General features: G+C 53.1%; 15 protein-coding genes. 3 read left to right on the forward strand and 12 right to left on the reverse strand.

The features are described from left to right. Nucleotides 1-34: 34 nt before the first annotated feature. The 8 genes from JKK62_RS10765 to hrcA all read right to left on the reverse strand — a co-directional run bounded on the left by JKK62_RS10765 (nucleotide 35) and on the right by hrcA (nucleotide 9,320). Nucleotides 35-751: a Spy0128 family protein gene (locus JKK62_RS10765; RefSeq protein ID WP_201427899.1), complete on the reverse strand. Its 717-nt coding sequence runs from the start codon at nucleotides 749-751 to the stop codon at nucleotides 35-37. Between the two features lie 17 nt (nucleotides 752-768). Further along, entirely contained in the window at nucleotides 769-1,485 is a 717-nt protein-coding gene (srtB, locus tag JKK62_RS10770; RefSeq protein ID WP_201427900.1) for a class B sortase, read from the reverse strand. Nucleotides 1,486-1,727: 242 nt separating this feature from the next. Beyond that, a complete protein-coding gene (locus JKK62_RS10775) occupies nucleotides 1,728-2,846 on the reverse strand; it encodes a DUF7601 domain-containing protein (RefSeq protein WP_201427901.1) in 1,119 nt (372 codons plus the stop codon). A 413-nt stretch (nucleotides 2,847-3,259) separates the two neighbouring features. After that, nucleotides 3,260-3,922 carry a signal peptidase I gene (lepB, locus tag JKK62_RS10780; protein WP_201427902.1) on the reverse strand — a complete coding sequence of 221 codons (663 nt, stop codon included), beginning with the start codon at nucleotides 3,920-3,922 and terminating at the stop codon, nucleotides 3,260-3,262. A 393-nt stretch (nucleotides 3,923-4,315) separates the two neighbouring features. Then, nucleotides 4,316-5,449, reverse strand: a complete 1,134-nt coding sequence (gene dnaJ, locus JKK62_RS10785; protein ID WP_201427903.1) for a molecular chaperone DnaJ — start codon at nucleotides 5,447-5,449, stop codon at nucleotides 4,316-4,318. A gap of 219 nt (nucleotides 5,450-5,668) precedes the next feature. Further along, nucleotides 5,669-7,507, reverse strand: a complete 1,839-nt coding sequence (gene dnaK, locus JKK62_RS10790; RefSeq protein WP_201427904.1) for a molecular chaperone DnaK — start codon at nucleotides 7,505-7,507, stop codon at nucleotides 5,669-5,671. Between the two features lie 223 nt (nucleotides 7,508-7,730). Next, nucleotides 7,731-8,285, reverse strand: a complete 555-nt coding sequence (locus tag JKK62_RS10795; RefSeq protein ID WP_201427905.1) for a nucleotide exchange factor GrpE — start codon at nucleotides 8,283-8,285, stop codon at nucleotides 7,731-7,733. 15 nt (nucleotides 8,286-8,300) lie between these two features. Then, the gene (gene hrcA / locus JKK62_RS10800; RefSeq protein ID WP_201427906.1) at nucleotides 8,301-9,320 is read right to left on the reverse strand and encodes a heat-inducible transcriptional repressor HrcA; all 1,020 of its coding nucleotides are present in this window, start codon (nucleotides 9,318-9,320) and stop codon (nucleotides 8,301-8,303) included. Nucleotides 9,321-10,044: 724 nt separating this feature from the next. On the opposite strand from hrcA, the gene JKK62_RS10805 reads away from it, so the two are divergent. From JKK62_RS10805 to rpsT, 3 genes are all read left to right on the forward strand, one after another. Continuing rightward, entirely contained in the window at nucleotides 10,045-10,329 is a 285-nt protein-coding gene (locus JKK62_RS10805) for a hypothetical protein (RefSeq protein WP_201427907.1), read from the forward strand. Next, nucleotides 10,326-10,583, forward strand: coding sequence for a hypothetical protein (locus JKK62_RS10810; protein ID WP_201427908.1), 258 nt, complete (start codon nucleotides 10,326-10,328; stop codon nucleotides 10,581-10,583). Before JKK62_RS10805 ends, JKK62_RS10810 begins: the two co-directional genes overlap by 4 nt. A 305-nt stretch (nucleotides 10,584-10,888) precedes the next feature. After that, nucleotides 10,889-11,149: a 30S ribosomal protein S20 gene (gene rpsT / locus JKK62_RS10815; RefSeq protein WP_201427909.1), complete on the forward strand. Its 261-nt coding sequence runs from the start codon at nucleotides 10,889-10,891 to the stop codon at nucleotides 11,147-11,149. 461 nt (nucleotides 11,150-11,610) lie between these two features. On the opposite strand, the gene acpP is transcribed toward rpsT, so the two are convergent. The 4 genes from acpP to JKK62_RS10835 form a co-directional block, all read right to left on the reverse strand. Beyond that, nucleotides 11,611-11,841 (reverse strand): acyl carrier protein, encoded by a 231-nt coding sequence (acpP, locus tag JKK62_RS10820; protein WP_201427910.1) that lies wholly within the window; start codon nucleotides 11,839-11,841, stop codon nucleotides 11,611-11,613. Between the two features lie 164 nt (nucleotides 11,842-12,005). Beyond that, nucleotides 12,006-13,013 carry a phosphate acyltransferase PlsX gene (plsX, locus tag JKK62_RS10825; protein ID WP_201427911.1) on the reverse strand — a complete coding sequence of 336 codons (1,008 nt, stop codon included), beginning with the start codon at nucleotides 13,011-13,013 and terminating at the stop codon, nucleotides 12,006-12,008. Nucleotides 13,014-13,209: 196 nt separating this feature from the next. Beyond that, the gene (locus JKK62_RS10830; protein ID WP_201427912.1) at nucleotides 13,210-14,340 is read right to left on the reverse strand and encodes an N-acetyltransferase; all 1,131 of its coding nucleotides are present in this window, start codon (nucleotides 14,338-14,340) and stop codon (nucleotides 13,210-13,212) included. A 124-nt stretch (nucleotides 14,341-14,464) separates the two neighbouring features. Then, nucleotides 14,465-15,340 carry a DegV family protein gene (locus tag JKK62_RS10835; protein WP_201427913.1) on the reverse strand — a complete coding sequence of 292 codons (876 nt, stop codon included), beginning with the start codon at nucleotides 15,338-15,340 and terminating at the stop codon, nucleotides 14,465-14,467. Between the last annotated feature and the right edge of the window lie 42 nt (nucleotides 15,341-15,382).

Raw genomic sequence — 15,382 nt, forward strand, 5'->3', positions numbered from 1 at the left:
CGGAACTTTCTAAGTCGGTTTCGTTAGTAAAGATTTATCCTTTCTGTGTTTCTTTCACAACAGAGCGGTAATAGAATACCGACAGCATGAACAGTCCCGCTGACGCGATGATCGCAAGCAGCAGAAAAAAGTCCAGCCGTGAATCGTCGCCCGTCTGCGGACGGGACTTGACGTCCGATTCCTTCGACGCGTTGTTCGCGTCATCGTTTGAATCGCCTGAATCGCCTTTTGCGCTTCCCGAATCCCGATCTGTCGCTGTGACCGTCTCGGACGTCGTTTCACTCTCGCCCGACTGGGTCGGAGCGGTCGTCTCATCGGGGGTAAAGTCATTGACAAAGGTGACCGTGCACGGCTCATCGTACCCCTGAGGGGAGTACTTGCCGCCGGTTTTTTGATTGTAGATCACGATACTCGTATACAGCCTTCCGCTTTCCTCCGTGACAAACACATTGACACGGTATACGGTATCGTCAAAGGTGATCTCTCTGTCGTCGGGCTCTATCCTGATGGAATAAGCATAGGTGCCTTCTTCGGAGAAATCGATATGGAACGCCTCGCTCTGTCCGTCGGCGAGCGTCATACTCGACCGATCGGGCAGGGGGCTGTTGACTTCTGTGATAATGACCGCCGTGCCGCCGTTTTTGATATCTACCCAGATATCGACGGGCACTGTCTGAGCGGCGCTACCATGAGCGCCCAGCACAGCGAAGATCAGCGCCAAAACAACGCTGAAAGCAAATACTCTTTTCATGAATACTTCCTTATCGGTTATGTGACCGGTGTTAATATGCCGAAAACAGCCATTCGCTCTACGTTTTCGGCGGACTGGCAGGTAGTCATCGCCAGTACTCTGCTGTGGGCGTCAACGCCCTGCGGCTCAAAGACCGCCGCGTGCTGCTTGAGATATTGCAGCAATTCTTCATTGGTGCTGTCGGGCGGATCGAACACCGTCTTTTCCGTCGCGTCCGCCTTACAGGCGGCAAACAGCCGGATGGTGTAATCCTGCCCCGAGGTCGTGATCAGCGTACCGGTGCGGTGCTGATCAAAATATTCCTGTTTGATAAAGTCATCCAAAGCGCCGAACATGGCTCCATGCTCCATATGGTGACCGTAGAGTATCGAGTAAGGGTCGGAAAAGTCCGCACGATTCCTACTGTCCAGAAAAATAGAGCCGGACAGCGAGAATTCTCCGAATGGATCTTTGTTGATGTACTCTTCATTGTTCCTGCCCTGCATCACAGGGTAGTCAATGGAGGTGTTGTCGATCGTCAGCCACGCGACGGCGTCATCGGAAAGCTCTCCGAGCGCTTCGCTGCCGTGACCGAGCTGAGGTTTGTATTTGAGTACGCTCTTATCGTTCGCGTTCAGATAGACATTGACCGCGTCGATCATGGCGTAAAGGCATATAAGAAACAGCAGGAGGCAAAGGATAGCTACAATTCGATTGACGGCGGAGTCCATAAATCGAATCGTTTTTCGCAGCATACCTTTGCCTCCCTTCAATTTCTTATCTTAGGGGAATCAAGCTTTTTCAAGCATTTTCAAACCGCCGAACACGCGCACGAGAACGAAGCAGCCACTGATTCATTCACGCCAAAAGGCTGAGCACGCGATTCACGCGCTCGAATTCATCATTGCCCACTTAACCTCTGTCGGAGTTTGTAAGATCATGACCCGGCAAAAGCCGCGTCAGAGAAGCGTTAAGATAACGCGTTATTCGGAAAGGATTATTCCTCTTCCGCTCTCTTTTTCTTTCTCGCGATGAAGAAGATCGCCAGTGCGCCGAAGAGCAGCAGACCGATCGCGAACGGAGCTACGGTCAGCAGAACGCCGGTGGGGATGATGCCGTCACGCTCATTGGTGAAAGCAACGCTGTGATTCGCGTCGGTAAGAGCGATCTGACCGGAATTGTTGCCGGTTACAGTGCTGCCGTTGTCAACAACATAGCTGGCGGTATAATCCTGCGCGTCCTCGCTGACGGTGCAGACCGCGCCCGCGTTCAGACCCAGAACTTTGAAATCACTGCCGTCGGTTAAGTCAAAGGTGCCGGTATAAGTGCCGTCTGTACCGATCGTGATGGTGGTCGGGTTTCCGGTGACGTCTGTCGCTTCAACAGGATAGGTTCCGGGGTTCGCGTTGGTAATGTTCAGCGTAAAGGTAAAGCGCTTGTTCTTATCACCCTGATTACCGGTGATCGTCTTGCTGAAATCAAAATCATACTGAGTGACAGAGTTGGTGTAGCCGGAGCTCTTTACATCAGGATCAGAGGTGTATGCGCCGTCAGTACCGATCGTGGTCGCGGAGTTACGCAGAACGTAGCTGTCTACGGAAAGCTCGTCATTGGCATTAGCCACAACAAAGACGTCGAGATAACGCGGAGTGGTATCATAGGTAACGCCGGGCTTTTGTCCGTCGGTCTCATTGATCACATATCTGTAAACGCCGGGCTTGGTGAACGAATTCGCCGGGAATGTTACGGTAACACTCTTCTGGGCGTATTTCTTGCCCGCTGTGGTTGAGCCCTGCGCGTCTGTCGGCAGACCTGCATGGGTACTTGCGGTGTCGGTATTGCTGAATGCAGCGTTGCCGATAGAAGCGGTGACGTCGCTGGCGAGGATCTCGATAGTATTGGCGGTTGCCGCAGCGGCTGTACCTCTGGTGATGGTGTAGGCGAAGGTGATATCAGGGATATTCGCGTCTTCATCAACTACCAGATTCTTGGTGATCGTGGTGGTTCCGCCGATAGGCGTGTAGGTGGTTGCCGCCGAAGCGGGGATTGCGGCAAAAGCAACGATCAGCGCGAAGACCATTACGATCGCCATGAGTTTTGAAAAACGTGTTTTCATGGTTTTTTCCTCCTTAGGATAAAAAATATTTATTTTCTGCAAAAATGCATACAGAATCAGTAAGCTCCCACCCATGGGAGCAAAGGCACACGCCGGGGGTCAATATGAAAAGGTTGAGATTGCCACACCTCCTAAAGGAGGTTCGCAATGACGAATTATTATAGGTTGAGATCGCCACACCTTCTAAAGGAGGTTCGCAATGACGAAATATTATAGGTTGAGATCGCCACACCTCTTAAGGGAGGTTCGCAATGACCTTTTCGGATGAAGCTGCAACATCATTGTTGCCCGTTGTACTCGATCGGTTGACCGATATCAATAAAGCACGAAAAGGCGCGCCTTCCGCACGCCTCGCTATGTATTATAGATGATGGTAGCAAAACATAGCTTCGGTAATATGGGGTCTGTGCAAATCAAAAGCTTCTTCTGCGCAGCATGAGGAGGACGGGTCCTTTGACGTCCTTCATGCTGACCGCGCCGAACATACGGCTGTCGTTCGTATCGTCACGAAAATCATTGAGGATAAATACCTGATCCTCGCCTACGGTATAGGGATAACTGATATCGGAGGTCTCACAGCGATAGGTCGGATAAAAGACCTCCTCCGCGGGAGCGGTACCGTTGACGGTCAGCGCGCCCACATCGGAAATATCGATGGTGTTGCCGGGCATTCCGACTACTCTGCCCAGACACATCTTTCCGTCATGCTCATAGAGCACGGCGGCGTTGAGAAACGGACGCTGTATCCGCAGACTGATGATCAGATCGCCGTCGCGGATCGCGGGGTGCATATTGTTGCCGTAATGGATGACAAGCCCCAGGACAAAGGTAAATAGCAGCCAGACCGCCAGCGCGATCGCCGCGAGCTTGATCAGGAATCCTGTCAGCAGCTGCGCCGTCGTTTTTTTCTTTTTCGTCTGTTTCTTCTTCGGCGCTTTTTTCTCAGCGTTTTGCTCTTCTTTTTTCTCAGCGCTTTGCTCTGCTTTATCAGGTGTTTTCTCCGTGTTCCGAACGTCGGTTTCCTTTTCGGTAGGGTCGGTCACAGCCTGCTCAGGTTGAGTATAATTATCAGACATTTTCCCTCATTATAAACCTATTATAGATACTTAAATATAATATATCACAGTACCATATAAATGTCAACAATTTTTGTGCTTGTTGCATAAGAGTTTTTATCAATTTAAAGCGCTAAGCCGGTAAATTCGGATGAAAATGTATACAAATATATTATTCCTTTTTTTCATTATTTTTTCAAGGGGGGTGCATCGGATTGTCACCCCTTATTATCTCAATCGCTTCTATGCATAAAAAAGGACCCGCATTGCGGGTCCTCCGGTCTGTAGATAGATCTGTATTGTCATTCCGAGAGCTTGCTCAAAGGATCTTACAGTTCTTGTTTTCCGAACCGCTATACCTGCGATCCGTCTGCAAAGTCGGCACGTCAAGATCCCTCGACACTCTTCATCCGATCAACCGAAAATATCCTTCAATTTATCCTTGAAGCCTTTTCGTTTCTGGTAATTCTTATCGCCCATTGCGGCGTCGAATTCCCTGATCAGATCCTTTTGCTTGTTGTTCAGGTTCTTCGGTACCTCGATGACGACGCGGACGAACTGGTCGCCTCTGCCTCTGCCGCCTAAGTGCTGCACACCCTTGCCCTTGAGCTTGAACACATCGCCGGGCTGGGTGCCCTCGTGGATCTCGTAGCTTGCCTTACCGTCGAGGGTTGGCACGGTCACGGTCGCGCCCAGTGCCGCCTGCGCGAAGGTGATCGGCAGATCGCACCAGATATCGTCGCCTCTGCGCTCAAAGATCGGATGCGGACGGATGCCGATATAGACATGCAGATCGCCCGCGGGACCGCCGTTGACGCCGGAGTTGCCGTGTCCGCCGACGTTGAGCACCTGCTCATCGTTGATACCGGCAGGGACGTTGACCTCTACGGTCTTTTTGCGGCGCACCTGACCGCGACCGTTACAGGTACGGCACGGGGTCTCGATGATCTTTCCGCGACCCTTACACGCGTCACAGGGACGGGAGGTCTGCACCGTGCCGAAGGGAGTACGCTGGTTGATGGTCACCTGACCTCTGCCGCCGCAGGCGGAGCAGGTCTTGGGCGTCGTACCCTTCTGCGCGCCGGTACCGTTACAGTCCTTACAGGTAGAGATCGCCTGATACTGCACGGTTTTCTTACAGCCCTTTGCCGCCTCTTCAAAGCTGATATACATGGTCGTTTCCACATCGGAGCCGCGTCGGGGCGCGTTGGGATTTGCCGAACGTCTGCCGCCGAAGCCTCCGAAGAAGCTCGAAAAGATGTCGCCGATGTCGATATCCTGACCGAAAGGCGATCCCGCGCCGCCGGCGCCGTAGTTGGGATCGACGCCCGCGTGACCGAACTGGTCATAACGCGCCTTTTTCTCGCTGTCGGACAGCACCTCGTACGCTTCGTTGACCTCTTTGAACTTTTCCTCAGCCGCTTTGTCGCCGGGGTGCAGGTCGGGATGGTACTTCTTTGCCGCCTGACGGTACGCCTTTTTTATTTCATCGTCCGAAGCGCCCTTGTTCACGCCTAAGACTTCATAATAATCTCGTTTATCTGCCATGGTTTCACCCACCTACCGATTGTCATTGCGAGGCACAGTATTGTGCCGTGGCAATCTCAACCGATTATCTTATTAACGTATGATGCGGGCGAGTAAAGAGAGCCTTACCCGCCCGTATATCATAAAAGAATTTACTCGTTAAGTCAAGGCTTTGGTTTCGGGTGCGGGCAGCGCCCGCCCTTCACCGTTAACCGTTAACCGTTCACTGTTGACCGACTATCAGTCAACGTCCTTATAATCCGCGTCGTATACGTTGCCGTCGCTGCCGCCCTGGTTGGGATCCTGACCCATGTCGGGGCCGGGCTGAGCAGCGCCCTGCTGCGGAGCCGCCTGCTGGTACATCTTAGCGCCGATATCCTGCAGACTCTTCATCAGATCGTCCTTTGCCGCCTTGATGAGGTCGGTGTCGTTCTTACCGATCGCGTCCTTGACAGCGGCGATCTTAGTGTTCAGGGTGTTCTTGTCATCCTCAGCGATCTTGTCGCCGTTGTCGGTGATGAGCTTCTCCGCCTGATAAGCGACCTGCTCCGCCTCATTCTTGGTGTCGACCTCTTCACGGCGCTTCTTATCCTCAGCGGCATACTGCTCCGCCTCCTTGACAGCCTTGTCGATGTCGTCCTTGGACATGTTGGAGGTGTTGGAGATGGTGATCTGCTGCTGAGCGCCGGTGCCGAGATCCTTAGCGGATACGTTGACGATACCGTTCGCGTCGATGTCGAAGGTGACCTCGATCTGCGGGATACCTCTGGGAGCGGGAGCGATACCGGTCAGCGCGAACAGACCGAGCTGCTTGTTATCGCGGGCAAACTCACGCTCACCCTGGAGGATATTGATCTCAACCTGCGTCTGGTTATCAGCCGCGGTAGAGAAGATCTGGCTCTTCTTGGTGGGGATGGTGGTGTTGCGGTCGATGATCTTGGTCATGATGCCGCCCATGGTCTCAACACCCAGAGAAAGCGGGGTAACGTCGAGCAGTAACAGGCCGTCTACCTCGCCGCCCAGAACGCCAGCCTGGATAGCCGCGCCGATCGCGACGCACTCGTCGGGGTTGATGCCCTTAAAGGGCTCTTTGCCGATCAGGGACTTGACAGCGTCCTGAACCGCGGGGATTCTGGAAGAACCGCCGACCATCAGAACCTTGTTGATCTCGCCGATGGACAGACCGGAATCGGACAGAGCGGTGCGGACGGGGCCCATGGTCTTCTCGACCAGATCAGCGGTCAGCTCGTTGAACTTCGCGCGGGTCAGGGTGAGATCCAGATGCTTGGGACCGGTCGCGTCAGCGGTGATGAAGGGCAGGTTGATGTTGGAGGTGGTCACGCCGGAGAGCTCGATCTTGGACTTCTCGGCCGCTTCCTTCAATCTCTGCATCGCCATCTTGTCGCCGGACAGGTCAACGCCGGTCTCGGTCTTGAAGGACTGTACCATCCAGTCGATGATACGCTGGTCAAAGTCGTCGCCGCCCAGACGGTTGTTACCGGCAGTCGCCAGAACCTCCTGAACGCCGTCGCCGATCTCGATGATGGATACATCGAAGGTACCGCCGCCGAGGTCGTATACCATGACCTTCTGGTCGCTTTCCTTATCCATGCCGTAGCTCAGTGCCGCCGCGGTAGGCTCGTTGATGATACGCTTGACGTCCAGACCCGCGATCTTGCCGGCGTCCTTGGTCGCCTGACGCTGTGCGTCGGTGAAGTATGCGGGAACGGTGATGACGGCGGAAGTGACCTTCTCACCCAGATAAGCCTCGGCGTCAGCCTTGAGCTTCTGGAGCACCATCGCGGAGATCTCCTGCGGGGTGTACGCCTTGCCGTCGATGTTTACCTTGTAGTTGGAGCCCATCTCTCTCTTGATGGACGATACGGTGCGATCGGGGTTGGTGATCGCCTGACGCTTTGCTACCTGACCTACCAGACGCTCGCCGTTCTTACTGAACGCGACGACGGAAGGAGTGGTGCGCGCGCCTTCTGCGTTTGCGATGACGACGGGCTCGCCGCCCTCGATAACTGCTACACAAGAGTTAGTTGTACCTAAGTCAATACCGATTGTTTTAGCCATAATAAATACCTCCATAGTAATGAATACTTAGAATTGAAAATTGAAAACTGAATAATAGTGGTTGCCGCATGATGCGCGCATCCGCGGCGATTTATATAATGATTTATATCATAACGAATGTCAAACAGAGTGTCTGAGCTTGCCGCACTATCCGCGGCATACATTCCAAAAGCCGTCAGGCTTTCCCACCACCGTTCACCATTCACCGTTCACCATTCACCGATTACGCGTTTGCCACAACGACCATCGCGTGGCGGATAATCTTGTCGCCGATCTTGTAGCCCTTTTGATAGACCGCCGAGATCGTATTCTCGCCCAAGGCTTCATCCTCGACCATCGACACCGCGTTGTGCAGCTCGGGATCAAAGGGATCGCCGACCTCACAGAACGGCTCGACCTTGAGCTTTTCAAAGCAGGTTTTCAGCTGAGCGGCGATCATCTCGATGCCCTTGGTGAATTCCTCGGGAACTTCCTTGCCGTCGAACTGCGCGAGCGCCTGCGTCATGCTGTCCGCGAGGGGCAGCAGCTCCTTGACCGCCTTGGCGGTAGCGTCGTCATAGATCTGGAGCTTCTCCGCCGAGGTGCGCTTACGGTAGTTGTCATACTCGGCATAGAGCCTGACGTATTTTTCCTTCTCCGCTTTCAGCTCCTCCTGCAGCTTTTCTTCCGCAGTCGGCTCCTTCTTTTCTTCCTTTCCCGTCGTTTCTTCTGCCGGTTTTTCTTCCTCGGTCACCTTCTCGGTTTCCTCAACCTCCGGCTTCTTCTTTTCTTTCTTCATCGAAATCTATCCTCCTTAGAGCAATTCACCGATCGCGCGGGATACGCATCCCGCCGCGAAGATGACCTCGCTCATAATGGTTTTGTAATCGATCCTCAGCGGCGCGATCACCGCTACGGCGCCGGCGTTCTCTCCGCCGATCTCATACCGGGCGGATACCACCGCGCTGTCCCTCAGCTCGGGGATCTTGCTCTCCTCGCCGAGATAGATCATATGGGTACGACTGCTGTTGAGCAGTCCCGAAATGGATTTGGTATCGCTCAAAAAGCGGATCGTGTTGCGCGCGCTGTCAAAATCGTAGTTGTCCGAGAACAGCAGGTTGGTCTGACCCGCGACGGTCACATTGACCTCGAGTGCGTTTTGCACCGCCTCATACAGCGCGATCAGCACATCGGGGATGAAGAGCGTCAGCTCTCCCATGCCCGAAGCGGCAGTTTGTAAATAACCCTGCGTCACATCCGTGAGCTTGACGCCCGCGAACGCCTCATTCACCGCCTTGTCGAACATCTGCAGCAGCTGCGGCGTGAGGACGAACTCGCATCGGAACAGCCTCGACTTGACCATGCCGTTGGAGGTGACGAGCACCACCATCGAGGTGTGCCGTCCGGTGGACACGAAGCGGATCCTGTGGATCCTCGCCTCGTCGGAGGACGGGGTAGTCACGGCGGACGCCGCTTTGGTCAGCTGCGACAGTACCATCGCCGTGCGGCTCAGGATGCTCTCCGGTGCGCCCGCGCCCGATCGGATGCCGCGCTCGATATTCTCGCGCAGTCGTTCGGGCAGGATCGCCGGCTTCATCAGATTATCGATGTAGTAGCGATAGCCCTGCTTGGTCGGTACGCGACCCGCCGAGGTGTGCGGCTGGTGGAGATAACCCTCTTCGTCAAGCGACTTGAGCTCGTTGCGGACGGTCGCGGACGATACGCCGAGATCCGTTTCTTCCAGCAGCGCCTTGGAGCCGATCGGTTCACCCGTGCGGATGTAGGTATCGATCACCGCGGACAGTATCTTCTCTTTTCGTAACGCGAGCCCCATACTGTCGCCTCCTTTGCCTGCGGTCATTGGAGCGCCTAACAAGGCTCCCTTTGGTAAAGGGAGCTGTCGCCGATCGGCGACTGAGGGATTGCATCATTGATCGAGCGTCAGCGAGATACCAAATTCTCATGACGGATATCTGAATCCCTCTTTTCTGTTTTAGCACTCTCGGTGTTCGAGTGCTAACTACAATACATAGTATAACCCAAAATCAGAAAAAGTCAATATTTTATTTGTGAATTTTTTGTTAAACAGGAAAATTCTCTCGGTGAACGGGTAACGGTGAATGGTGACGGTGGTGGGAAATCCTGCGGATTTTTGATTCCTATTATTATAATGAAAGTTTACAGAGGATTTGTAGGGGAGCGCTGCATTGTCACTTATCAATGGGTGAGGGCGGAGCCCTCCCTTCACCGTTAACCGTTCTCCGTTAACCGTTAACCATTACCCGCCTCCATCATTGACTTTTTCCGACGCGGGAGGAGCAAGCCCCTCCCCTACGGTAAACGTTGCAGTGTCACTTATCAATGGGTGAGGGCGCAGCCCTCCCTTCACCGTTAACCGTTCTCCGTTAACCGTTAACCATTACCCGCCTCCATCATTGACATTTTTCGACAATGTCTTTATACTATATATAATTCGGTTGAGATTGCCACGTCGTTGGCTTGATTACCAACTCCTCGCAATGACGATGAATATAATAATGTAAAAAGGAGCTAACAATATGATCCTTACCTTTGTGACGGCGATCGTCTGCTTTGCGGCGGCGATCATCATGCTCACGCCGTATTTTCGCAAGCTGACCCTGCTGCGCCCGATGGCGTTCTACCTGATCTTTCAGGGCGCGTGGCAGATCTTCTCATTTTTTATCTATGAGCTGTACCCCACCTCGGCGGTGCCGGATTATGTCAACCGCATCGGCACGATCCTAATCGTGCTGTACTACATCTTCATGCTGCTGATGACGCGCAAGAAGTCCAAACGTAAGAAGAGAGAGAAGGCACAATGAGCGGATATTTATATACCGTCATCTGGTTTTTGCTGGCGGGATACCTGATCTATGTGACCGTGACCCGCTATCGCAAGCCGATGATGTTCGTGCTGTCGGGCTTCATGGTATTCTTAGGCGTCTGGGAGCTTATCAACGCGCTGACCCCGATGGACCTTAAGAGCGGCGTATACGGATGGATCTACCGCGGCGTCGCGCTGGTGGTGCTGGTGCTGTGCCTGATCTGGTACTTTGTGATGCGAAACAGAGAATAAACGATATGCGTTCCAAGCTTCCCTTTGGTAAAGGCAGTGGTCGCTTTGCTCCATTTATACAATCCCTCACCCTCCTGCGGAGGGAGCTCCCTTTACCAAAGGGAGCCTTTTGCCACAACATCTTGTGCCAAGGTACATTCAAAAATACTATCATCAAAAAAATCCCGCAAAAATCCATAAAATGCTTGCATTTTGCGCGTATTAATGGTATGATTGATTGTACGTGAAAGCGTTTATACCCGATTTCGGTGCCGTGTTAAACCGAATTCGGATTACTATTTATTGTTTTTTAAGGAGGTGGGACAATGCCGAATATTAAATCAGCAAAGAAGCGCGTTAAGGTCATCGCTACCAAGACCGCTCAGAACAAGGCGATCAAGTCTGCCCTCAAGACCTACATCAAGAAGGCGTATATCGCGGTAGATACCAACGCTGATGATAAGGTTGAGGCGGTACGTCTTGCTACTAAGAAAATCGACATGGCTGTTACCAAGGGTATTCTGCACAAGAATACTGCCGCGAGAGCGAAGTCTTCTCTGGCAAAGCGTCTGAACGCTTCCGCATAAGGTCATATGATCGATAATTGTCAATCAGTATACGCTAAAAGCAGGCTTTGAGCCTGCTTTTTTTGTTTGCAAAAATGCTCTTTTGTCATTGCGAGCCCTTTAGGGCGTGGCAATCCCACAAATCGGAGCAGAATCCTCTTGTAGGGGAGGGGCTTGCTCCTCCCGAAGCATCTGTAAAGATGACATTAATATGCGAAGCAAATCAATCCTTCCGTAGGGATGACCACCGGTCATCCGCAAAGCAGAGATGTTGTGATCCTATCCGGCGTTTTCGAAAACAGAAACGCCCGTCATTCTGCGGATGGTCGATGACCATCCCTACGGAAACAGGAATATGCTTTGCTAAAAGATGACATCTATCAAAAACCATGCGGTACGTCGGACACGTGTGTCCAAGCCCGTACCCTAACATAAAATAACAGCTCCCTGTAAAGTCACAGGGAGCTGTTCTCGTTTTTGTCTTATTGCTTCCGGTTCTTCTCCAAAAAGTTGAGGATATCGCCGACCGTCTCAAAGCTCGCGAGCTCCTCGTCGGGGATGACGATGCCGTGCTCCTCCTCGATGGTCATCAGCATTTGCAGGACGTCGAGGCTGTCCGCGCCGAGATCCTCTTTGATGCGGCTTTCCTTGGTGATCTCCATGCCGTTCAGATGGAGCTGTTCATCCAGAATCTTCTTTAAATCTTCAAACATGTTATTCCTCCCTAAATGATTTATTGTTAAGCGAAGCAGATCGATTCTATCGTAGGGATGACCATTGGTCATCCGCAGAATGACGAGCGTTTCAATGATCGAAAGCCATAGATAGAAATACAACGATTCTGCCAAACGGACGAGCGATGCTCGTCCCTACATTTTTATCCTTTCAACTCTTCCAATGCTTTTTCGATCTCGGCGTTCATCGCGCCGGCGGACATCTTGTACGCCTGATCGATGCAGATGCGCACCGCGTTGGCGTCCGAGCTGCCGTGACCCTTGACGATGGTTTTTTCACAGCCGAGTAGCACCGAGCCACCGTAGTTGTGGTAGTTCATGAATTCCTTTTCTTCCATGAACATCTTCTTCATCAACAGCGCGCCGATCTTGTAGATGGTCTTGGAATAGATATCCTTTTTCAGCTTTTTGAGGAGCTCCAGCGCCGTGCCCTCGGTCGTCTTGACCAGCACATTGCCCGAGAAGCCGTCGCACACCACCAGATCGTATTTGCCCGACAGCAGATCGCGGCTCTCCATATTGCCGACGAAATTGATACTGTCGCAAGCGCCCAGCATCGGATACGCCTTTTTGCGCAGGTCGTCGCCCTTTTCGCTCTCCACGCCGACATTCAGCAGCGCGACGCGGGGATTTTTGACGCCGTAGACGTTTTTGAGATACGCCGAGCCGAGGATCGCTTGATGCAGCAGCATCTCGGGGGTGATATCCACGTTCGCGCCGGAATCGCAAATGCCCACGATGCCGCCGTCCATAGTGGGCAGCAGCGGACAGAAGGCAGGTCGGCGGATGCCGCGGATCCGTCCGATCCGCAGGGTCGCCGCGGCGATCAGCGCGCCGGTAGCGCCGGTCGAGATCACGCCGGATATCTCCGGATCCTTGCGGAGCATCGCGATCGCTTTGATCATCGAGCTTTCCTTTTTCAGACGGATCGCGTCGGTGGGCTTATCCTCGCCGGTGATCACCTCGGGCGCGTGGACAATCTCGAGCTTCGAGCCCGTATAGCCGAGGCGGTCAAGCTCATTTTTAATGATAGTTTCGTCGCCTGTCAGGATCAGGCTCAGGTCATCATGCTCCTTTAAGGCGAGCACCGCGCCCTCGACGTTCGCCGCAGGACTTTTATCGCCGCCGAAGCAGTCAACAATCAGTTTCATAATAATTACCTTTTGGTAGGAGAGGAATCGCTCCTCCCAAATTATATCATCGCAAGTAGTATTTTACAGGTGAAGCTCTGTTTATCCGTAGGGATGGTCATTGACCATCCGCATGGTTAAAACGTTTATTCCCTATCAAACTTTCTCGATATCAAAAACGTCCGTCATTCTCGGACGAGCAATGCTCGTCCCTACATCACAACGTTCTATCAATCTTCTTCACATAGGCTCTTCTGCGCTTATGCTTGACTTCCTTAAACCGCTTCCACTGGTTCTGGATGGCGGCGTTGTCCTCTAAATTCAGGTTTGTTTCCGCGTATTCGATGCTGTCATCCTGCAGGATCTTCAAAATCTCAGCGGAGATCGCCGTTGAAACGCCGCGGTTGAGATAGGTCGGGTCGACCGCGATCAGACCGAAGTCGATCACCGACGGGTGCTTGATCGCCCGCAGCAGGCGGATCAGCGCCAACGGCGTGAGCTTACCGCGTGATTTCTGCACCGCCCTCGCGATCGAGGGGAAGCATACGCCGATACACACCGCCTTATCGTTTTCATCAAGGATGATCGCGACGTGCTTGGTGTCGACGATCAGCTTGAAGCTCTTGATGATCTCGTTTTTCATCGCCTCGGTAAAGGGCACGGTACCGTAAAGATTCTCATAGCCCTTATCGATCAGCCCAAAGAAATCGTCGCCGTATTTCTCGATGAATTCGTTGATATTCTTCGCCTCGCCGAAATGCAGGTTGTAGCGCTTCATGACGAAGTCCGCCATCTTGCGCATGGTGCCGTCGTCCTCGTCGGGTGGATAGATCTTGCTCTCTGTCCAGTCGACTTCCTTCTCAAAGCCCAGACCCTCGATCAGCGTCGCGTAATAGGGCGCGTTGTACTGCTCCTCAAAGGTTGAGAGCTGGTCAAAGCCGTCGACCAATAGTCCCTCACGCTCGAGGTCGGAGAAGCCGAGCGGGCCGTGGATCGTGTCCATGCCCTTTTTCTTTGCCCAGCTTTCTACCGCGCCGAAGAGCTTTGCGGCTGCCTCGGGGCTGTCGATCGCGTCGAAGCGGGTGAAGCGCACGCGCTTTTCGTTGTTCTTCTGATTCGACGCGCGCTGGATGATCCCCTGGATCCTGCCGACGGGCTTGTCGCCGTCATAGGCGAGGAAGTTGACGATATCACAAGTGTCGTTATAGATAAAGTCCTCTTTGAACATCGACTTTTCGTCACCGTACAGCGGCGGGACGAAATACGGATTGTCCCGATACAGATCGAGCGGGAAATCGATGAACTGCTTTTGTTGTTTTTTGGTTGATACTTCTTTGATGGTGATCATATATTTCCTCGATTTCGTGATGCATCAATAACAGGTCGTTCTTTCGCTTGGAGAATGTCCCTGTGGGACACGGACGACCATTGGTCGTCCCTACTGATCCCTGATCACTGACTACTGACCACTCTTACAGGGATCTTCTCTTGGCGTGGAAGCAGACGCCGACGGTGTTGGGGCCGCAATGGCTGCCCGCGGTCGGGTTGACATCCACGATCTCGGTGCGCAGGTCATCGCCGTATTTTTCCTTGAGCATCTTCTCGATGCCCTCGGCGATATCGCGGCAGTCGGCGTGACCGACCAGCACGCGGTGATCCTTGACGTTCTCGCCGAGCTGATCAACGAAGCTTAACAGGCGCTCCATCGCCTTGACTCTGCCCTTTTCCTTACCGACGGAGACCATCTTGCCCTCTTCGTTCATATAGATGATCGGACGGATGCCCAAAAGGGTACCCATCGTGCCCGCGATACCGGACACGCGTCCGCTGTGCTTGAAGAATTTGAGGTCGTCGGCAAAGAAATAACAGCCGACCTTGTTCACCTCGGTCTTTGCCCATTCGAGCATCTCCTCGGCGGTTTTGCCCTCTTTATACAGATCGCCGATCTCCTTGACGGTCATCAGGGAGCACAGGGTGATGCCCATCGTATCGATCTCATAGAATTTGCAGTCGGGGTATTGCTCCGACAGCTCCTTGACGGCGATATCCATGTTGTCAAAGGTCGCCGTCATATTGCGCGAAAAATGCACATACAGGATATCGTTGCCCGCCTTGAAATGCGGCTCAAAGTAATCCTTATACTTTTGAGTGGAGATCGCCGAGGTGTTCGGGAGCACCCCGCCGCGGAGCTGATCGTAGAACGCGTGCGCGTCGAACTCGTCAAAATCCTCATAGGGATAGGTGGTGACGCCGTCGATCGAGTACGGCATACTGATCAGATGATAGCCGAATTCCTTCGCTTCGGCAGGGGTGATATCGGTATCGGTATCGGTAAATAAAACTAACATGATAGAATCCTTTCTGGTGGTATGATAGCCTTCCCCTCAGAT

This window comes from Ruminococcus difficilis, assembly GCF_016680995.1.